Here is a 19,555-nt window from a genome sequence, read left to right as displayed (position 1 = left end):
GTTCCTCACTTCTGGATACGTTCGGCCACCAGTACCGGCCGCTCGGGCAGCGACACGCCGACGGCGGATCCGGCGCCGAGTCCGGCGGCCTCGTGCGCGGGCAGGTCGGCCTTGGCCTCGGTGCCGTCGGCGAGCCGTACGGTGACCCGGACGACGGCGCCCAGGAAGGCGGTCGCGACGACCCGGGCGCTGCCCTGCTCGTCGGCCCGTACCTGGACGGCCTCGGGCCGCACCAGTACGTCCACCGCGCCGTTCGGCGTCTCGCCGTCGGCCGGCAGCCGCTGCCCGAGCACCTCGACGGTGCCGTCCTTCAGCTCGCCCGGGATCCGGCTCATCGTGCCGACGAACTCGGCGACGAAGGCGGTGGCGGGACGGCCGTACAACTCGGCGGGCTCGGCGCACTGTTCGAGCCGTCCGGCGCGCATGACGGCGACCCGGTCGGCGACCGAGAGGGCCTCCTCCTGGTCGTGGGTGACGAAGAGGGTGGTGATGCCGAGTTCCTGCTGGAGCCTGCGGATCTCCTCGCGCAGGGTCAGACGCACCTTGGCGTCCAGCGCCGACAGCGGCTCGTCGAGCAGCAGGACACGCGGGCGCAGGGCGAGGGCGCGGGCGAGCGCGATGCGCTGCTGCTGGCCGCCGGAGAGCTGGTGCGGATACCGCTCCCCCTTGTCGCCCAGGCCGACCAGGTCCAGCAACTCGGCGGCACGGGAACGCCGTTCGGCCGTACGGACCTTGCGCATCCGCAGCCCGAAGGCGACGTTGTCGACGGCGTTCAGGTGCGGGAAGAGGCTGTACGACTGGAACACCATGCCGGCATCGCGGCGGTGGGCCGGGACGTGCGTGACGTCCTCGCCGTCCACCAGCACGGCGCCGGAGTCGGGGTGTTCGAAACCGGCGAGCATGCGCAGCGCGGTGGTCTTGCCGCAGCCGGACGGGCCGAGCAGGGCCAGGAACTCGCCCGGGCGGACGGTCAGGTCGAGCCCGTCGAGAGCGACGGTGGCCCCGAACTCCCTCCGCAGTCCCCGGAATTCGACGGTGGCGGCCTTTTCGGCGGCGGCCTTCTCAAGCGTGGTGACGGTCATGGTTCATCCCCGGGAGGAAGCGGTTCGGGTACGTCCGCCGGCGCCGGCGAGCGCGAGCAGCAGAGCCCAGGTGACGAGCAGGCTGAGCACGGACACGGCGACGGACATCTGGGCCTGCGAGCCGCCGACGTTGTAGATCCACACGGCGAAGGGCTCGAAGCCGAGCAGCCGGGCGACGGTGAACTCGCCGAGGACCAGCGCCAGCGTGAGGAAGGTCGCGTTCAGCAGCGCCCCGCGCAGGTTCGGCAGCACGGCCCGGACGAGGGCCTGCGGCCAGGAGGCCCCGCAGCTGCGGGCGGCCTCGACGAGGGTGCGCACATCGATGGCGCGCAGGCCCGCGTCCAGGGCGCGGTAGACGAACGGCAGCGCCATCACGACATACGCGAGGACCAGCACAACGGGGAAGTTCTCGTTCTGGATCGCCACGATGGTCTGGAAGAGCGGGGTCCTGGACAGATGCTCCGGGCCCCACTTCAGAACGGTCGCGATCCCCGCGACGAACGCGATCGGCGGCACCACGAGCGGCAGCGAGCACACCACCTCCACCACCGGCCGCAGCCGGGGTGCGCCGAGCCGCAGCGCGACCACGGCGGGCACCATCAGCAGCAGGACCACCGCGATGGTGGCCACGGCGAGCTCCAGCGAGAGCAGCAGGCTGGAGACGAAGCCGTCGGCGGACAGGATCTGGGTGTAGGCGTCGAAGGAGACGCCGTGGCCGGGCACGTCGACCGTGAAGACCACGGACGCGCCGAGCGGCACCAGGAAGTACAGGGCGGCCAGGCCGAGGACGGCCCAGCGCCAGGGGGTCAGGCGTCGAGCCATCGGGCGCTCCGTCGTTGCAGGGGCAGGTACACGGCCATGACCAGGCCCGCCACCAGCACCATGTCGAGGCTGAGGGCGAGGGCGACGTTCTCCTGGCCGACCAGCACGTTGCCGGAGAGGGCGTCGGCGATCTGCAGCGTGACGAGCGGGACCGCGCTGCCCACCATCGCGGCGGCGGTGGCGTAGGCGGCGAAGGCGCTGCCGAACAGCAGCACCAGACCGCCGAGCAGGGAGGGCGCGAGGACGGGCAGGGCCACGTGCCGCCAGTACTGCACACCGGTGGCGCCGTTGTTCAGCGCGGCCTCGCGCCACTGGACCCGCAGGCCGTCCAGGGCCGGGGTGATGGTGAGGACCATCAACGGGATCAGGAAGTACAGGTACACGAGGACCAGGCCCCAGAAGCTGTAGAGGTCCCAGCCCTTGTCCGTGAGGCCCAGGTGCATGGTCAGGACGCCGGCGTTGCCGAGGGTGGCGACGAACGCGAAGGCCAGCGGGACGCCGCCGAAGTTGGCGAGCACGCCGGAGGCGGTCAGTACGGCCTCGCGCAGCGCGCGCGAGCGGGAACTGACCACGGCCTGCGCGAGGGGCAGCCCGAGCAGGGCGCCGAGCCCGGCGGAGATCGCCGAGAGCTTGACGCTGCCGGTCAGCGCGGTGAGGTACGGGCCCTGGAGTGAGGCCGAGAGGTTCTCGGCCGTGTAGGACGTGGCGCCGGTGGTCTGGTCCTTGACCGTGAAGGCGCCGTCCAGGATGGCGAGGGCGGGCAGCCCGAAGGCGATCGCCGTGAACGCCAGCAGCGGCACCACGGCGAGCCAGCCGGGGGCGCGGCGCCGTCGCTTCGCCGAAGCGACGGGCGCCACGTCCGCGCGCGTGAGAGCGGTGGTCATCCGGAGACGGCCTTACCCCAGCCCTGCGCGATGACCGTCTTGGCCTTGCTCTGCTGGGCCTCGGTCGGGAAGGACGGCGTGCCGGTGACCTTGGGGAGCTTGGCGGCGGCCGTCTTGTCGAGGGTGCCGGCCTTGTCCATCGCGGTCATCAGGGCCGGGCGGGCGTAGCCCTTGAGCCACAGGTTCTGGCCCTCGGCACTGTAGAGGTACTCCTGCCACAGGCGGGCGGCCGCCGGGTGCGGGGCGTCCTTGTTGATGGCCTGGGAGTAGTACTGGGCGTACTGGCCGTCGGCCGGGATGGCGACCTTCCAGTCCACACCCTTGGACTTGAACTCCTCGGCGTAGCCGGCGTTCAGGTAGTCCCAGTCGATGCTGATGGGCGTCTCGCCCTTCTCGACGGTGGCCGGGGTGGACTCGACGGGCGTGTAGTTGCCGTTCTTCTTCAGCTTGCCGAAGAAGTCGAGTCCGGGCTGGATGTCGTCGAAGGAGCCGCCGCTCGCGAGCGCGGCCGCGTAGACGCCGCCGAAGGCCGAGCCCGACTTGGTCGGGTTGCCGTTGAGCGCGACCTTGCCCTTGTACTCCGGCTTGAGGAGGTCCTTGAAGGTGGTCGGGCAGGCCTTCACTCGCTTGGCGTCGCAGCCGATGGAGATGTAGCCGCCGTAGTCGTTGAACCAGCGGGCCTGCGGGTCCTTCTGGCCCTCGGGGATGTCGTCGTAGGAGGCCACCTTGTAGGGCGCGAGCAGGCCCTGCTGGGCGGCGCTGAGGGCGAAGGAGCTGCCGAGGTCGAGGACGTCGGGGGTGCGGTCCTGGCCCTTGCGGGTGGTGACGGCGTTGATCTCGTCCTGGCTGGAGCCGTCGGGGCTCTCCACCTCGATCTTGATGCCGTACTTCTTCTGGAAGCCGTCGATGAGGGCGCCGTAGTTGGCCCAGTCGCGGGGCAGCGCGATGGCATGCAGCGTGCCCTCCTTCTTGGCCGCCTTGACCAGGGCGTCAAGGCCGCCGAAGTCGGCCGCGGACGTGGCGGTGGCGGCGCTCTTGCCGTCCTTGGTCTTGGTGGACGCGTTGTCGGGGGCGGCGCCGCAGGCGCTCAGCGCGAGTGCGGCGACGACGGCGAGGGAGCCGCCGAGGACGGCGTTTCTCGGCAGGGACACGGTCACGGTCTCTCCAGGGGTGCGCACGAGGGTTGGGCGGTGCGAAGGGTGAAGTACGGAGAACTTGTCTGAACAAGTTGCGTCACAGTACGCCCGTTGCCGGTGTCCTGTCTGTAAACCTCAGCGAAACTTTGGCCCCCATCTGGCTGCACAATCCAGACCGTTACAGATCACGCCCGGGTCTCGATTAGGCTGGTCACGCTGTGCACAGCGACCTACGCAGAGGGGAAGCATGACGGCGCGACACGAGGAGATCGCCGACGAACTGCGGCACGCGATCGACCGCGAGGAGTACACGGTCGGCAGCCGGCTGCCGTCGGAGGCGGAACTCGCGACGCACTACGGCGTCTCGCGCGGCACGGTCCGCCAGGCCGTCGCGGCCCTCACCGCCGAGGGCCTGATCGGCTCCCGCCAGGGGGCCCGGCGCGTGGTGCTCGCCAGCCGCCGCAGCCAGAGCTTCGAGGAACTGCGCAGCTTCGCCCAGTGGGCGCGCGCCATGGGCCGCGAGGCCACCGGCCACGTGGTGGCACAGGAGTACCGCCCGGCCACGCAGGAGGACGCCGTACGGCTCCAACTGTCTGGCGGAGCACGGGTGTTGCAGGTGCTGCGGGTGCGCGGTCTGGACGGCGAGCCGGTGCTGCTGGAGCGGACGGTGTACGCCGACTGGATCGCGCCGGCGGTCGAGGCGATCGAGCCCGACTGCCCGTCGGTCACCCAACGGCTCTACGACGACACGGGGTTGGTCTTCGCCTACGGCGAGCACATCATCGACGCGGTGGCAGCGGGCGCCCAGGACGCCGAACTGCTCGCCGTCCGCCGCACGAGCCCGCTGCTGCGCGTCCGCCGCGTGACGACGACCCGCGAGGGCCGCCCGGTGGAGTGGTCCGACGACCGCTACCGCTCGGACGCGGTGAGCTTCAGCGTGCACAATTCGATAGGGAACAACGCCCTGGCCCGCAAGACGGCGGACTGAGGGCGACGAACGGGGGAGCACAGACGGATACGCCCGCACTGCCGTACGCCGACACGCACAGCACCGTGATCGCGGCCGGTCCGGTCCTCGTCCGGCGGGCGCTCGGCGAGGCCCTGGGCCGGTCCTTCGCCGGACGCCGCGGGGCGGCCTGTGCCCGTCTGGTCGGTGCCGCGGACCAGACGGCGTCCGGCCCGCGTCCGCTCGTCGTGGGCGCCACGGTCCGTGGCTTCCGGGTGACCGCGGCGGATCCGGGGCGGGAGTTGGTCCTCACCGGCAGCCACCGCTACTCGGCCTACCGGCTGACCTTCCAGCTGGAACCGGACAGCCCGGGCCGCACGCGCGTGCGCGCAAAGACCCGGGCTGCGTTCCCCGGCCGGGCCGGGAAGCTGTACCGGCTGCTGGTGATCGGCAGCGGCGGCCACGCGGCCGTCATGCGCCGCGTGCTGACGGCGATCGGCCGCCGGGCGCGCTGACGCCCGCCCTGCGCGCCGGCGGCCTATCCCGGCGCGCCCGACGAGAAGCGCCGCAGCAGCGGTGACAGCACCAGCACCGACTTGGTGCGCTCCACGAACGGTTCGCCGGCGATGCGCTCCAGCACCCGCTCGAAGTGGCGCATGTCGGAGGCGAAGACCTGGACGACCGCGTCCGCCTCGCCGGTGACGGTGGACGCGGCCACGACCTCCTGGTACCGCTCCAGACCCCGCTGGATGGTCTCCGGCGAGGTGTTGCGCCGGCAGTAGATCTCGACGAACCCCTCGGTCTCCCAGCCGAGCGCCGCTGGGTCGACCCGTACGGTGAATCCGGTGATGGCTCCGGTGGCCCGCAGCCGGTCCACACGCCGTTTCACGGCGGGCGCGGACAGGCCGACCAGCTGCCCGATGTCCGCGTAGGAGCGGCGGGCGTCCTCGGCGAGGGCGTGCACAATGCGTTCGTCGAGATCGTTCAGCACGTTCGGTTGATCAGCTCTCAGGTGTTGCGAGTCGGGAACGGCGATGGCCGTACACGAAGTAGAACACGAGCCCGACGGCCATCCAGCACCCGAAGACGACCCAGGTGACGGTGTCGAGGCTGAACATGTTGTACGCGCAGAACAGGAAGCCCAGCACCGGCAGGACCGGGCCGAACGGCACCTTGAACGTGCGCTCCAGCTCCGGCCGCCGGTAGCGCAGGATGACGACCGCGATGTTGACCAGGCCGAAGGCGAACAGCGTACCGATGCTGGTGGCGTCGACGAGCTTGCCCAGCGGGATGAGGGCGGCGAGCACACCGCAGAAGAGGGACACGATCACCGTGTTGAGGCGGGGAGCGCCGGTCTTCGGGTGGACCTTGCCGAGCGCCTTCGGAACCAGGCCGTCGCGGGACATGGCGAAGAGGATGCGGGTCTGGCCGTAGAGCACGGTGAGCACCACGCTCGCGATGGAGACGACCGCACCCAGCGCGAGCAGGGTGCCCCAGAAGGTCTGGCCGCTGACATCGTTCATGATCGCGGCGAGGGTCGCCTCCGAGCCGTCGAACTTCTTCCAGTTCCAGGCGCCGACGGCGACGGCCGCAACGAGCACGTACAGCGCCGTCACGATGATCAGCGACAGCATGATCGCCCGCGGCAGGTCCCGCTTGGGGTTCTTCGCCTCCTCGCCGGCGGTGGACGCGGCGTCGAAGCCGATGTACGAGAAGAACAGCGTGGCACCGGCGGCACTGACCCCGGACATGCCGAGCGGCATGAAGTCGGCGTAGTTGCCGGACTTGAAGCCCATGAATCCGATCGCGCAGAACAGCACCAGGGCGGCGATCTTGACGCAGACCATGATCGTGTTGGCGCGGGCGGACTCACGCGCGCCACCGAGCAGGAACACCATCGCCAGGAGGACGACGATCAGTGCCGGCAGGTTGATGATGCCGTTGCCTTCGCCGGGGGCCGCGGACAGGGCGTGCGGGATGGTGACACCGATGGTGCCGTCGAGCAGCTCGTTCAGGTACTCGCCCCAGCCGACGGCGACGGCGGCCACCGAGACGCCGTACTCCAGCACGAGGCACCAGCCGCAGACCCAGGCGACCAGCTCGCCCATCGTTGCGTACGCATACGAGTAGGAGGAGCCGGCGACCGGGATGCTGCCCGCCAGTTCGGCGTACGACAGGGCCGAGAAGAGAGCCGTGAGACCGGCTATCACGAAGGCCAGGGTGATCGCGGGACCAGCCTCCGGAACGGCGTCGCCGAGGACCACGAAGATGCCGGTGCCAAGGGTGGCACCGATGCTGATCATGGTCAGCTGCCACAGTCCGAGGGACCGCTTCAGCGACCCTCCCTCACCCTGGCCGCCCTCCGCGACCAGGCGTTCCACAGGCTTGCGACGCATGAGGCGCGCGGCGACGCCCGGGGACGCGGGGGCGGCCGTTCTCTGGTTCTGCGGGGGTGCGCCTTGGTCGAGCACTCGCTGGCTCCTTATCGCTGCCGGTCAGTGCGGGCAGGGACCGGCGGACGTCTGCCAGGGCAGGAACCCGCCGAGCGGAGTCCCCGGCACACTACGTACAGCGCAGCAGCCTATGAGGAGCGGCTTCACGGGCGTAATGCAGCAACCTTGCGCATGCCTGCATGATCATTGCGTTCATCGGTCCGGGGTGCCTATTTGTTGCGCACGGGCTGTCGACCGTTGCACAGCGGCCTCACAGATCCCTCTTTGTGCCCTTTCTCCCGCGCAGCCGTCCGGGAACGCCGACGGCCCCCGCCGGTCCCGGGAACCGGGATCGACGGGGGCCGTACGGAAGGGACTCGGCTCAGCTCCAGCTGGCGTGCAGCGGCTTGCCCTCGGCGTAGCCGGCCGCGCTCTGGATGCCGACGACGGCCTTCTCGGCGAACTCCTCCAAGGAGCCGGCGCCGGCGTAGGTGCAGGAGGAGCGGACGCCCGCGATGATCGAGTCGATCAGGTCCTCGACGCCCGGACGGTCCGGGTCGAGGAACATCCGGGAGGTGGAGATGCCCTCCTCGAACAGCGCCTTGCGGGCCCGGTCGTACGACGACTCCTCCGATGTGCGGTTGGCCACCGCACGCGCGGAAGCCATGCCGAAGGACTCCTTGTAGGCGCGCCCGTTGGCGTCGTGCTGGAGGTCGCCCGGCGACTCGTACGTACCGGCGAACCACGAGCCGACCATCACGTTGGACGCGCCGGCGGCGAGGGCCATCGCCACGTCACGCGGGTGCCGGACACCGCCGTCGGCCCACACGTGCTTGCCGTACTTCTTCGCCTCTGCGGCGCACTCCAGGACCGCGGAGAACTGCGGCCGGCCCACGCCGGTCATCATGCGGGTGGTGCACATGGCGCCGGGGCCGACACCGACCTTGATGATGTCCGCACCGGCGTCGACGAGGTCCTTGACGCCCTCGGCGGAGACGATGTTGCCCGCGGCGATCGGCACCTGCGGGTCGAGGGCGCGCACCAGCTTGACGGCGCTGATCATCGACTCCTGGTGGCCGTGCGCGGTGTCGATGACGAGGGTGTCCACGCCCGCGTCGAGCAGCTGCTTGGCCTTGCCCGCCACGTCGCCGTTGATGCCGACGGCGGCGGCGATGCGCAGCTTGCCCTGCGCGTCCACGGCCGGGGTGTACAGCGTGGCGCGCAGCGCGCCCTTGCGGGTCAGGATGCCGGCGAGCCTGCCGTCCTTGTCGACGGCGGGCGCGTAGCGGCGGTTGTGGGTGTCGAGGGTGGTGAAGGCCTCGCGCGGCTCGATGTCCGCGTCGAGCAGCAGCAGGTCCCGGGACATGACCACTTCGAGCTGGGTGAAGCGGTCGACGCCGGTCAGATCCCGGTCGGTGACGACACCGACGGGCCGCTGGTTCTCGTCGACGACCACACCGGCGTTGTGCGCCCGCTTGGGCAGCAGGGCCAGGGCATCGGCGACGGTCTGGTGCGGGGCCAGCACGATCGGGGTGTCCAGCACCAGGTGGCGGCTCTTCACCCAGGAGACGACGTCGGCGACCACTTCGATCGGGATGTCCTGCGGGATGACCACCAGGCCGCCGCGCCGGGCGACCGTCTCGGCCATGCGGCGGCCGGCGATGGCGGTCATGTTGGCGACGACGAGCGGGATGGTGGTGCCCGTGCCGTCCGGCGAGCTGAGGTCCACGCCCTGACGCGAGCCCACCGCGGAGCGGTTGGGCACCATGAACACGTCGTCGTACGTCAGGTCGTACGCGGGCTGGATGTCATTGAGGAAACGCACGTGCCGCACATCCCAGTCGATCAGAGGTGACCCCCGGACGGGTGCGCCAGGGGGAAAAGAGCACGTACTTCATTCTCCCATGCCCCAGGTCCGCGCATGCCCCCACAGAACGTCCAGGCTGGCCGGAGGGGCCCTAGGAGGATCCTCCAAGGGCCAGGACGACGGCGAGCGCGGGGGTCCGGTCCACCGCCTCGGCGAACACGTCCTGCGCGGTGCGCCACTCGCCCGGGCTCGCCTCGGCGTACGGCCGCCAGCCCCGCACGACCACCAGCAGCCCCTGCTCGACAGCGCCCTCGGGCCAGACCGTGTGGTCGGAGAGGGAGTCCACGAGGGCATCCCAGTTGCGGCCGAACCAGTCGGGCAGCGCCAGCGCCCGGGCCGTGCGGTCCATCAGGCCCGCCTTGTCCGTGACACCCTCGAGGTCGAGGGTGACCACGAGCCGGCCCGCCAGGTCTTCGCTCATCTCAGCACCGCCCGGAACGACTTGTAGTGATCATCGGTGTAGTAGATCTCCCCGCCCTGCCCAGTGATGATCCGCCGCGCCCCGCGACCGCTCGCGCTGGGAGTCTTCACCGTGTACTCGTGGTAGTAGCCGCGCCCCCGCTCGGGCAGCAGCCCCTCGAAGTTCCCGAAGACGATCCCGTCCCTCGCGTACGGGAAGGGCCCGCCCTTGTCGATGAGGGCGAGGGTCCGCCGGGCCTCGACCGGGAGCCGGGACACCGGCACGGTGGCCATGCCGTGGGCCCAGGCCGGCGCGGAGGCCGTGGCGGCCGCGGGGCGGCTCGCATCCGGACCCGAACTCGACGAGCACCCCGTCAGCACCGCAGAAAGCAGAACGGAGAGCACGACGCCGAGACGGACCAGCAGCCCCGCGGACGCGCGGGGAACGCGCCGCGGGAACGGCGAGAGGACGAACCGCAGCAGCATGCCGCCGATGCTGCCACGGCCGTCCCGTCACGACGTCGTCACGACCCGCCGTCAGCCCCCGCCGATCCCCTCAGGCCCCGTCCGGGTCCGCACGGCTGAGCGCGGGCTTGGGCGTCGGCCCCGCCGTCATCAGGTAGTCGGCGGCCGAGGTGTCGGTCACCAGGCTGGTGACCAGCCCGGAGCGCAGCACCGCGTCGATCGCGGACGCCTTGCGCTGCCCGCCGGCGATCGCCACGACCTCCGGGACCCGGCGCAGCTGGTCGGCCTTGACCGTGATGCACCGCTCCCCCAGGTCCCGCCCGATCCGCCGCCCGTCGGCATCGAACAGGTGCGCGGACATCTCGGCGGCGACGCCGAGCGAGGCATAGTGCGCGCGCTCCTCGTCGCTGAGCATGTCGTGCACCGTGGAGATGCCCGGCTCCCAGGAGCCGATGGAGACGCAGGCGACCGTGACCTTGTCGAAGTACTCGAAGGCCCGGGCGATCCCGGTCTGGTTGCGCAGTGCCGCCGCGGTGGCCGCGTCCGGCAGCAGCATCGGCGCGTAGATGGGGTGCGCGTCGCCGCCCGACACCTGGGCCGCACGGCGCACCGCCTCCACCGAGCCGCGCTCCGCCGTCCCGGCGTCGTACACGCCCGTCAGCTGCACCACCGTGCACGGCGGCAGCCGGTCGAGCGCCGCCGCCATGTGAATGGTGGACCGGCCCCAGGCCAGCCCGAGCACATCCCCCTCGTTGACGAGTTCGCCGAGCAGGTCGGCGGCGACCTCGCCGAGGTTCTCGGGGTCGGGAGTCTCCTCTGCATCGGCCGGGGACTCGACCACGACGGCGTGCCTCAGGCCGTAGCGGGCGCGGAGCGCGTCGGAGCGCTCGGCGTCCAGCTCGGCCGGCACACGGATCTCGATACGTACGAGATCCCGTTCGAGAGCGGTCTCCAGGACCCGGGCCACCTTGAAGCGGCTGACGCCGAACTCCTCGGCGATCTGGATCTTGGATTTGCCCTCGAGGTAGAAGCGGCGGGCCATGGCCGCCGCCTGCACCAGCTCAGCGGGTCCCATCCGCATGGCCGACCGGCCCGCCGACATACCCGACACGGCGATCTCCTCACTGCTGTTCACACTCTGGATTCGCCGTTCATCCTTGCAGATTCGGCGCAACTGATCCGCCCTGATGGGCGCCGACCACTTAACCGTTCACGTAGCTGTGGCTCAGTGGTCGCATGCCCAGGAGGCCCTGGCCGTCGTGGACTCCGCCTGGGCGCGCAGCGCCCGCACCGCCTCGGCGGGGTCCCCGGCCCCGTACACGGCCGAACCGGCGACGAAGACGTCCGCTCCCGCGTCCGCGCACCGTTCGATCGTGGATGCCGACACACCGCCGTCGACCTGCAGCCACAGCTGGAGGCCGTGCTTGCCGATCAGCTCTCTGGTACGGCGGATCTTCGGCAGCATGATGTCGAGGAAGGCCTGGCCGCCGAAGCCCGGCTCGACCGTCATGATCAGCAACATGTCGAGTTCCGGGAGCAGGTCCTCGTACGGCTCGATCGCCGTGGCGGGCTTGAGCGCCATGGAGGCGCGGGCACCCTTGGCGCGGATCTCCCGGGCGAGTCGCACGGGCGCGGCCGCCGCCTCCACGTGGAAGGTGACGGACGAGGCTCCCGCCTCGACGTACTGGGGCGCCCAGCGATCGGGGTTCTCGATCATCAGGTGGCAGTCCAGCGGGGTGTCCGTCGCGCGGGCCAGGGACTCCACGACCGGCACGCCGAGCGTGAGGTTGGGGACGAAATGGTTGTCCATGACGTCGACGTGGAGCCAGTCGGCTCCCTCGACCGCCTTCGCCTCGTCCGCGAGGCGGGCGAAGTCGGCGGACAGGATGCTGGGGTTGATCTGCACGGCCATGACCCAAGCCTGCCATGTCCGGCGCACGGATGTTCGCGCCGGTCCACAGGTGAGACCGTTCATCGCACTTGTGCGACGGTATGCGGAAGTCTGTGGACAACCGGCCTGCAGGGCGTGCTTCACGCGGTGAGCTGGTAGATGCTCTTCCCGGTGAGCCAGAGCCCGAGGCCGAGACAGAGGATCACGATCGCCTGCTGCTGGTGGCCCTTCATCCAGGCACGCAGCCGGAGCAGCCGGGGCCGGGCCTTCTCCGGAGCGAACACCACATACAGCTCGATGGCCAGCAGACTCGCCGTGGCGAGCAGACAGAAGGCGAAGAGGACCAGCCAGGTCACCGGGTGGGACAGGTCCGCGGACACCACCTCCGTCGCCCCCGCCGCGACCATGCCCCACGGTTGCAGCAGCACCGCCAGGCCCGCCGAGGTCCACACCGTGCTGCGGTCGAGTTCGGACGTCAGGCTCGGCTGCTCCGGTGCCCGGCGGTGGGCCCGTTCGGCGACCATCCGTCGGCGTCGGTGTTCGCCGTAGACGACGAGTCCCACCCCGATCGCCAGCTTTGCCGCGAGCGCGGCCGTCGACGGCGTCGATCTCGGTGCCGGAGGCTGTCCGCCGGTCAGGGCGAGGACGAGGGCGATCACCGCGACCAGGCACGCCAGCCAGCTCAGGATGAAGACGAGCCCCTTCCACACACCCTTCGCCGAGGCCACCACCAGGACGAACGCCGTGAGCGGCAGCGGATCGAGCGTGATGGCAAGGGCGATCAGCAGCAGATCGAGGACCATGGGCGACCCCACCGTGTCGGGACATCCCGAGCGTAAGCGGGGGCGGCCGACCCCACCTCCCGGCGGCCGCCGCCCCTGCCGTCAGCCGGTGCGGCGGATGAGCGCCAGGTACATCGCGTCGGTGCCGTGCAGGTGCGGCCACAACTGCACGTCGGGACCCTCGCCGAGCGTGGGGAGACCGGGCAGCAGCGGCCGGGCGTCGATCAGCTCGGCCTCCGGGTACTGCTTGAGCACGTCGGCGACGACCGCACGGGTCTCGGCGAGGTGCGGCGAGCAAGTGGCATAGCCGACGACCCCGCCCACGCGCACCGAGTCCAGCGCGGTGCGCAGCAGGGCACGCTGGAGCGGCGCGAAGTTGTCCAGGTCCTCGGGACGGCGCCGCCACCGCGCCTCGGGGCGCCGGCGCAGGGCGCCGAGGCCGGTGCACGGCACGTCCATCAGCACACGGTCGAAGGAGCCGGGCTGCCACGGCGGCCGGGTCCCGTCGGCGGCGATGACCTGGTACGGCCCCGGGTTGCCGTGCAGAGCCTTGGCCACGAGACCGGCCCGGTGCGGCTGCTTCTCGGAGGCGAGCAGCGCGGCCCCGCGCTCGGCGGCGAGGGCGGCCAGCAGCGCGGCCTTGCCGCCGGGACCGGCGCAGCCGTCGAGCCACTTCTCGTCGGGCCCGTCGATCGGGGCGTTGGCCAGCGCGAGCGCGACCAGCTGACTCCCCTCGTCCTGCACACCGGCCCTCCCCTCGCGCACGGCCTCGACGGCACCGGGCTCACCGCCCTCGGCGAGCCGCACGGCGTACGGCGACCAGCGCCCCGCCACCGCGGCGTCCTCCCGGAGCAGTTCCTCGGTGGTGGCCCGCCCCGGCCGCGCCACGAGAGTCACCTCGGGCCGCTCGTTGTCGGCCTCCAGCAGCTCCTCGATGCCGGCCCGCCCGCCACCGAGGGAGTCCCACAGCGCGGAGACGATCCAGCGGGGATGCGAATGCACGACGGCGAGATGGTCCTCGGGATCCTCGTCATAGGGCGGCGCGACCTTCGCCAGCCACCCGTCGAGGTCGTCCTGCGCGACCTTGCGCAGCACGGCGTTGACGAACTTGGCCCGTCCGTCCCCGAGCACCACCCGCGCCAGCTCCACGGAGGCGGACACGGCCGCGTGCGTGGGAATCCGCGTCCCGAGCAACTGGTGCACGCCCAGGCTCAGCACGTCCAGCACCGGCGGGTCGACCTCACGCAGCGGCCGGTCGACACACGCGGAGACGACCGCGTCGTACGTCCCCTGCCGACGCAGCGTCCCGTACACCAGCTCGGTGGCGAGGGCGGCGTCCCGCGCATCGAAGTCGCCCTTCTCCCGCGCCTTGCGCAGCAACGGCGGCAGCACGAGGTTGGCGTACGCGTCCCGCTCGTCCACCGCGCGCAGCGCCTCGAAGGCGAGGATGCGGACGGGGTCCTTCTGGGGACGGCGGTAGGGCTTGGCGGGCTTGCGCGGCCGCCGGGACTGCTCGCTCACGAAAAAGGTGCTCCGGATGTGAAGGAGGGGGTGCGACTCCCAGCGTACGTCGGGACACGGTCACCCCCGCCTTCCGGGGCCTCGGCCCCCGAGCCCCTGCGGGGCGCCTCAGCCCCCGAGCCGCTCCCCCTCGGTGATGCGCACCCCGCGCGCCCAGTCCGCGGCGCGCATCGGCTTCTTGCCCTGCGCCTGTACCCACAGCAGCTCGACGGCGTACGACCCGGTGCCCACGTGCACGCTGTTCTTGCCGACGGCCAGCTGCCCCGGAGCGAGGTCCGTGCGCTCGGGCACCGGCACGAGCTGGATCAGCTTGAGCCGCTCCCCGCGCAAGCCGGTCCAGGCGCCGGGCGCGGGCGTGCACCCGCGGACGACCCGGTCGACGCGCAGCGCGGGCGCCGCCCAGTCCACCTGGGCGTCCTCGACGGTGATCTTCGGCGCGAGGGTGATGCCCTCCGCCGGCTGCGGAACGGCCTTGAGGGTGCCGTCCTCGATGCCGTCCATGGTCGCGGCGAGCAGCCCGGCACCCGCGAAGGCGAGTCGGGTGAGCAGGTCACCGCTGGTGTCGGTGGACCGGACCTCCTCCGTGACGGTCCCGTACACCGGCCCGGAGTCGAGTCCCTCCTCGATGAGGAACGTGGACGCACCGGTGATCTCGTCGCCCGCCATGAGGGCGTGCTGCACGGGCGCGGCACCGCGCCAGGCGGGCAGCAGCGAGAAGTGCAGGTTGACCCAGCCCTGCGCCGGGATGTCCAGGGCCACCCTGGGCAGCAGGGCGCCGTAGGCGACGACGGGGCAGCAGTCCGGGGCGATCTCCGTCAACCGCTCCAGGAACTCCGGGTCGCGCGGCCTGCCGGGCTTGAGCACCTCGATCCCGGCCTCCTCCGCCCGTTCGGCCACGGGCGACGCGACCAGCCTGCGCCCCCGCCCGGCCGGCGCGTCGGGCCGCGTGACGACGGCGGCCACCTCGTGCCGCCCGGAGGCGATGAGAGCGTCCAGAGCGGGAACGGCGACCTCGGGGGTACCGGCGAAGACAAGCTTCATGGGTGGGTTGGGGCCTCTCGGGCGGGGTCGGGGCGGGCAACGCACAAGTCTATGACGACGCCCGGAAGGAGGACCTGGCGGACGACATCCACGCTCTGTGCCGGCCAAAACGGGGAGTGCGCGGGCGGGAGATGGGCGTACGCATATGCCCGTACGCCCCCACCCCGTGACCAGCGGAGCGCATACGCGTTGGTCAAGAAAGAGTTGACCACATCGGGCCGCTTTCGCGGCCCAATTCCTTTCAACGCCGGTTCGAGAGGCTTGTTCATGGCCGACCACGCAACCCACGACGCCCAGGCCCGGGCCAGCCTGCACTTGCTGGTGCGGGACATCGAGCGGGTCCGCCGGCAGGTGGACGCACTGCGCACGCTCACCGCTCAGTTGGGCAACGTCTACCGCCCGCGCCGCTCCGGCCCTTCCACGGGCTTCGTCGTCTACGGACGCGCCCCCGCCCCGACGGTCCGCCTGGCCCAGGAACTCCGGGACAGTGTCGAAACCCTGGTCACCGCCGCCGTGGACTTCGACCGCTCGCTCGGCTTCTCCTGGGACGCGGTGGGCTCGGCGCTCGGAGTCACCAAGCAGGCGGTGCACCGCCGTTACGGCGCCCGCCGCGCCGCGACCCAGGCAGCAGCCGAGACCGAGCGGGCGACGGATCCCACCGGCTCCCGCACGCTCAACGTGACCACCACTCTGCCCACGGTCCCGACGGTGCCCGCGGCCCGTTCCATGCCGACGCAGCCGACCGCGGGCAGCCCGACGCTCCGCGACGAGGTCCGGCCGACGGCCTTCCCCGGCCCGCGCAACGGCTGACCCGGGCTGCCCCACGCCCTCACCCTGCCCTCCCGGAAGGCTCCGGGAGGGCAGCCGCATGCCGGGCCGTGATCACGACGCGCCCCTCGCCGGCACCGTCACCCGATGTCCGGCGGATCGATCCGCACCCGCACCGCTTCCCCGCTCCCCCGCGCCATCCGCGCGGCCTGAGCCGTCTTCAGAGCGGCGGCCAGCGCGGCCCCGCTCCCCGGCGGCACCCGGACGAGCGCCCGCTCCCAGTGCTCGCCGGGCGGCGGCGCCCCGGGTCTGCGCGGTCGTCCGGGCAGTGTGGGCGGTACCGGAACCGGCCCCAGCACCTCGGCGTCCGACGGCAGTTCGACGGTCCCCAGGAACTCGGCGACCGCCTCGGCCGGCCCCGACACGGCCGCCATCCGGGACACCGGCGGGAACCCCAGTTCGGCCCGCTCGGCCAGCTCTCGCACCGCATGGCCCACGGGGTCCCACCGGACCAGGGCCTGCACGGGCCTGAGGGTCGGCTCGGCCACGACGACCACGGTCCCGCGCTCCCCCTGCGGCCGTACCAGCGCCCCGGCCGCCATCCACCGGCGCAGCGCGTCCTCGCCGGCCCGCAGGTCGGGCCGTCCGAGCATCGCCCAGCCGTCCAGCAGCAGGGCCGCCGCATAACCGCCCTCGGCGACCGGCTCGGCTCCCGGAGTGCTCACGACCAGCGCGGGCGTGCCCGGGACGGTGTCCAGCACCTGCTCACGCCCCGACGTACGCACCGGTACGGCGGGAAAGGCCCGCCCCAGCTCCTCGGCGGTCCGGCGCGCCCCGACCACCTGGGCCCGGAGCCGGAAACCCCCGCACTCGGGGCAGTGCCAGGCCCCCTCCTCGCGCCCGCACCAACCACACCTCAGCGCTCCCGCGGCCTGCCCCTCCAGCGGCCCGGAACAGTGCCGGCACCGGGCCGGGGCCCGGCACTGGGCGCACGCCATGCGCGGCACGTACCCACGCCGGGGCACCTGGACCAGTACGGGCCCGTGCCGCAGCCCCTCACGGACCGCCTGCCAGGCGAGGGTGGGCAGCCGGGCGGCCCGGGCGGCCTCGTCACGCGCGAGGTCGTCGTCCCCCACCGTCCGCACCAGGGGCGCGGCCCGCCGCACCTGCTCCCGTCCGGCGGCCAGGGGCCGTGCCCAGCCGCTCTCCACGAGCTGCGCGGCTTCGACGGTGCAGCTCCAACTCCCCAGCAGGAAGGCGCACTTGTCCAGAGCGGCCCGGAGCAACAGCACATCGCGCGCATGCGGCTGAGGAGCGTGCTGCTCGCTGTGGCTGTCGTCCCCGTCGTCCCAGAGGGCGACGAGCCCCAGATCCTGCACGGGAGCGAACATGGCGGCCCGCGTGCCGACCACGGCCCGCACGGACCCCCGCCGTACCGCGAGCCACTGCGCGTACCGCTTCTCGGGCCCGGCTTCGGCGGTGAGCAGCGCGTGCCGGCCCTCGCCGAGCAGTGCGGTCAGCGCGGCGTCGACCCGCGCGGCGGCCCGCCCGTCCGGTACGACGACCAGCGCGCCGCGTCCCGAGGCGAGCGTCGCGGCGACGGACCGGGCCAGCTCCTCGCTCCACAACGGCCCCGGCAGGGCGTTCCACACCGCTCTGGGCGCTCCTCCGGAGGCCAGCGACTCCAGGAACGCACTCCCGTGCTCGTAACGCGCCCACGATCCGGCATCGGGCGCGTCCGGCGGTGGCAGAGCCGCGGGCGAGGGACGCCGCTCGGCCCGCGCGCTGCGCGGCGGCACGGCCAGTTGCAGCACATCGGCGAGGCTCCCCGCATAGCGGTCGGCGACAGCGCGCGCGAGCCCCAGCAGTTCCTCACTCAGCACGGGCTCGGGCGACACGACCTGGGCGAGGGCCGCCAGCGGTCCCGAGTAGTCGGACTCGGCCCGCCGCTCGATCAGGAATCCGTCGATGAGCCCGCCGCCCTCGCGGCGCCCCTCCCGCACACGGTGCCGACCGGCCCCGAACCGCACCCGCACCCTGACCCCGGGCTGCGCCTCGGCGTCCAGCTCCTCCGGCACGGCATAGTCGAAGTACCGGTCGAGATGCAGCACGCCCTTGTCCACGAGCACCCGCGCGACGGGCAGCTTCCCGGCCAGCGCGGCCCCCCGCCAGGTCCGCGGCTTGGCCCGCGGCACCTTGGCCCCGCGCACACTCTCCCGAAGGAACGCGAGCTGCTCCGGTGGCGCCCCTTCGCCCCCGCCGCCCCCCGACCCGTTCTCGCTGCTCACGCTTGCATTCTTACCAAACGCCACTGACAACGGACGCCCATGCCTAGGCTCGCGGCCATGACCGAACCCGCTCCCGATCCGCTCGAACGGCTCCGCGACCGCCTCGCAGCCTTCCCCGACGGGGAGGTCAGGACCGGCACGGTGGCCGGCTTCGGCGAACGGGGTGACGTGCTCGTACAGCTCGACGGCGATGATCCGCAGGCGCCGACCGGGAGCGTCCCTCGGCACCTCCTCTCGTGGGCCGCGTTCGAGGACCCCGAGGAGGTGGTGTCGGTCGGGCAGCGGATCACCGCCGAAGTGCTCGGTGTCGACGAGCCGACCGGCGAGGTCGCGCTCTCGGCCAGGGCATGCGAGGACGAGACCCTGTACCGGTATCTGCGCAGCACGCGGCGCGGGGAGGTCGTCACGGGCACGGTGGCCGCCGTGCACAACTTCGGGGTCTTCCTCCGGCTGGACGGCGAGCCCGCGCACCCCGCCTGTCCGGGGACGGGCTTCGTCCGCGTCCCCGATCTGACCTGGTCACGCATCGACCACCCCGAGGATGTGGTCCGGCCGGGTCAGCGGGTCACCGGCGAGGTGGTCATCATCGACACGTACCACGGGGAAGTGGTCGTCTCGCTCAAGGCCCTGCAGGAGGACCCCTGGGACCGGCTCACCCCGGGCGCGGGTGATGTCGTGACGGGCCCGGTGACCAAGGTGATCCCCTTCGGTGTGTTCGTCCGGATCGGCGAGGCCGTGGAGGGGCTGGTCCACGTCTCCGACCTGGCCGGACAGGTCGTGAGCGAGGGGCAGGAACTGGCGGTCGGGATCGTGGAGATCGACCGGACGCTGCGCCGGATCCGGCTGGCGCCCGCCAAGTGACCGATCACACACCGAGGCCCGGCCCCCGAAGGGAGACCGGGCCTCGGCGAGCGAGCCGTGCCGGGCGGGCCTACAGCCCGGCGGCCTTGCGCAGGGCGTCCACGCGGTCCGTGCGCTCCCAGGTGAAGTCGGGCAGCTCGCGGCCGAAGTGACCGTACGCGGCGGTCTGGGCGTAGATCGGGCGGAGCAGGTCGAGGTCGCGGATGATGGCCGCCGGGCGCAGGTCGAAGACCTCGTCGATCGCCTTCTCGATCTTCTCGGTCTCGATCTTGTGGGTACCGAAGGTCTCCACGAACAGGCCGACCGGCTCGGCCTTGCCGATCGCGTAGGCGACCTGGACCTCGCAGCGGGAGGCAAGGCCCGCGGCGAC

Annotated in this window: 20 protein-coding genes; 4 read left to right on the top strand and 16 right to left on the bottom strand. The window is 72.1% G+C overall.

Annotation, left to right across the window (positions count from 1 at the left end):
- Positions 1–5 precede the first annotated feature (5 nt).
- Genes ABZ471_RS39625 through ABZ471_RS39610 form a run of 4 tightly spaced genes read right to left on the bottom strand, consistent with a single transcriptional unit; the run spans position 6 to position 3,945 of the window.
- Complete coding sequence (locus ABZ471_RS39625; protein WP_359073594.1) at positions 6–1,082, bottom strand: ABC transporter ATP-binding protein; 1,077 nt, start codon at positions 1,080–1,082, stop codon at positions 6–8.
- Positions 1,083–1,085: 3 nt separating this feature from the next.
- Positions 1,086–1,904 (bottom strand): ABC transporter permease subunit, encoded by an 819-nt coding sequence (locus tag ABZ471_RS39620; protein ID WP_359073592.1) that lies wholly within the window; start codon positions 1,902–1,904, stop codon positions 1,086–1,088.
- Entirely contained in the window at positions 1,889–2,788 is a 900-nt protein-coding gene (locus tag ABZ471_RS39615; protein ID WP_359073590.1) for an ABC transporter permease subunit, read from the bottom strand. Before ABZ471_RS39615 ends, ABZ471_RS39620 begins: the two co-directional genes overlap by 16 nt.
- Positions 2,785–3,945 carry an extracellular solute-binding protein gene (locus ABZ471_RS39610; protein WP_359073588.1) on the bottom strand — a complete coding sequence of 387 codons (1,161 nt, stop codon included), beginning with the start codon at positions 3,943–3,945 and terminating at the stop codon, positions 2,785–2,787. The genes ABZ471_RS39615 and ABZ471_RS39610 overlap by 4 nt, the downstream gene beginning before the upstream one ends.
- A 226-nt stretch (positions 3,946–4,171) precedes the next feature.
- Here ABZ471_RS39610 and ABZ471_RS39605 point away from each other — a divergent pair, with 226 nt between their 5' ends.
- Together ABZ471_RS39605 and ABZ471_RS39600 are read left to right on the top strand one after the other, a co-directional pair.
- Positions 4,172–4,912, top strand: coding sequence for a GntR family transcriptional regulator (locus tag ABZ471_RS39605; protein ID WP_359073586.1), 741 nt, complete (start codon positions 4,172–4,174; stop codon positions 4,910–4,912).
- 65 nt (positions 4,913–4,977) lie between these two features.
- Entirely contained in the window at positions 4,978–5,385 is a 408-nt protein-coding gene (locus tag ABZ471_RS39600; protein ID WP_359073584.1) for a hypothetical protein, read from the top strand.
- A 23-nt stretch (positions 5,386–5,408) separates the two neighbouring features.
- On the opposite strand, the gene ABZ471_RS39595 is transcribed toward ABZ471_RS39600, so the two are convergent.
- The 10 genes from ABZ471_RS39595 to fmt all read right to left on the bottom strand — a co-directional run bounded on the left by ABZ471_RS39595 (position 5,409) and on the right by fmt (position 15,268).
- Positions 5,409–5,861 carry an Lrp/AsnC family transcriptional regulator gene (locus tag ABZ471_RS39595; RefSeq protein ID WP_046726552.1) on the bottom strand — a complete coding sequence of 151 codons (453 nt, stop codon included), beginning with the start codon at positions 5,859–5,861 and terminating at the stop codon, positions 5,409–5,411.
- Positions 5,862–5,871: 10 nt separating this feature from the next.
- On the bottom strand, positions 5,872–7,341 hold the full coding sequence (locus ABZ471_RS39590; protein WP_359073582.1) for an amino acid permease: 1,470 nt from the start codon (positions 7,339–7,341) through the stop codon (positions 5,872–5,874).
- 343 nt (positions 7,342–7,684) lie between these two features.
- Positions 7,685–9,127 carry a GuaB1 family IMP dehydrogenase-related protein gene (locus tag ABZ471_RS39585; RefSeq protein ID WP_359073581.1) on the bottom strand — a complete coding sequence of 481 codons (1,443 nt, stop codon included), beginning with the start codon at positions 9,125–9,127 and terminating at the stop codon, positions 7,685–7,687.
- Between the two features lie 133 nt (positions 9,128–9,260).
- Positions 9,261–9,590, bottom strand: coding sequence for a barstar family protein (locus ABZ471_RS39580; RefSeq protein WP_359073579.1), 330 nt, complete (start codon positions 9,588–9,590; stop codon positions 9,261–9,263).
- On the bottom strand, positions 9,587–10,054 hold the full coding sequence (locus tag ABZ471_RS39575) for a ribonuclease domain-containing protein (protein WP_359073577.1): 468 nt from the start codon (positions 10,052–10,054) through the stop codon (positions 9,587–9,589). The genes ABZ471_RS39580 and ABZ471_RS39575 overlap by 4 nt, the downstream gene beginning before the upstream one ends.
- A gap of 70 nt (positions 10,055–10,124) precedes the next feature.
- Positions 10,125–11,168 (bottom strand): sugar-binding domain-containing protein, encoded by a 1,044-nt coding sequence (locus tag ABZ471_RS39570; protein WP_359073575.1) that lies wholly within the window; start codon positions 11,166–11,168, stop codon positions 10,125–10,127.
- Positions 11,169–11,258: 90 nt separating this feature from the next.
- The gene (gene rpe / locus ABZ471_RS39565) at positions 11,259–11,945 is read right to left on the bottom strand and encodes a ribulose-phosphate 3-epimerase (protein WP_359073574.1); all 687 of its coding nucleotides are present in this window, start codon (positions 11,943–11,945) and stop codon (positions 11,259–11,261) included.
- Between the two features lie 119 nt (positions 11,946–12,064).
- Positions 12,065–12,727: a GAP family protein gene (locus tag ABZ471_RS39560; protein WP_359073572.1), complete on the bottom strand. Its 663-nt coding sequence runs from the start codon at positions 12,725–12,727 to the stop codon at positions 12,065–12,067.
- 81 nt (positions 12,728–12,808) lie between these two features.
- Positions 12,809–14,227, bottom strand: coding sequence for a transcription antitermination factor NusB (locus tag ABZ471_RS39555; protein ID WP_359073570.1), 1,419 nt, complete (start codon positions 14,225–14,227; stop codon positions 12,809–12,811).
- 108 nt (positions 14,228–14,335) lie between these two features.
- Positions 14,336–15,268, bottom strand: coding sequence for a methionyl-tRNA formyltransferase (gene fmt / locus ABZ471_RS39550; protein WP_359073568.1), 933 nt, complete (start codon positions 15,266–15,268; stop codon positions 14,336–14,338).
- 267 nt (positions 15,269–15,535) lie between these two features.
- On the opposite strand from fmt, the gene ABZ471_RS39545 reads away from it, so the two are divergent.
- Positions 15,536–16,078 (top strand): hypothetical protein, encoded by a 543-nt coding sequence (locus tag ABZ471_RS39545; RefSeq protein ID WP_359073567.1) that lies wholly within the window; start codon positions 15,536–15,538, stop codon positions 16,076–16,078.
- 98 nt (positions 16,079–16,176) lie between these two features.
- Here ABZ471_RS39545 and ABZ471_RS39540 read toward each other — a convergent pair whose 3' ends face one another.
- Positions 16,177–18,324: a primosomal protein N' gene (locus ABZ471_RS39540; RefSeq protein ID WP_359073565.1), complete on the bottom strand. Its 2,148-nt coding sequence runs from the start codon at positions 18,322–18,324 to the stop codon at positions 16,177–16,179.
- Between the two features lie 57 nt (positions 18,325–18,381).
- On the opposite strand from ABZ471_RS39540, the gene ABZ471_RS39535 reads away from it, so the two are divergent.
- Positions 18,382–19,185, top strand: coding sequence for a S1 RNA-binding domain-containing protein (locus tag ABZ471_RS39535; RefSeq protein ID WP_359073563.1), 804 nt, complete (start codon positions 18,382–18,384; stop codon positions 19,183–19,185).
- 70 nt (positions 19,186–19,255) lie between these two features.
- On the opposite strand, the gene ABZ471_RS39530 is transcribed toward ABZ471_RS39535, so the two are convergent.
- The coding region (locus ABZ471_RS39530; protein ID WP_359073561.1) for a methionine adenosyltransferase domain-containing protein at positions 19,256–19,555 on the bottom strand (300 nt) is incomplete at its 5' end.

It is taken from the genome of Streptomyces sp. NPDC005728 (assembly GCF_040630895.1).
GTDB lineage: Bacteria > Actinomycetota > Actinomycetes > Streptomycetales > Streptomycetaceae > Streptomyces.
Note: the sequence above shows the minus strand (reverse complement) of the source record. Positions and strands in the feature narration are given on the sequence as shown.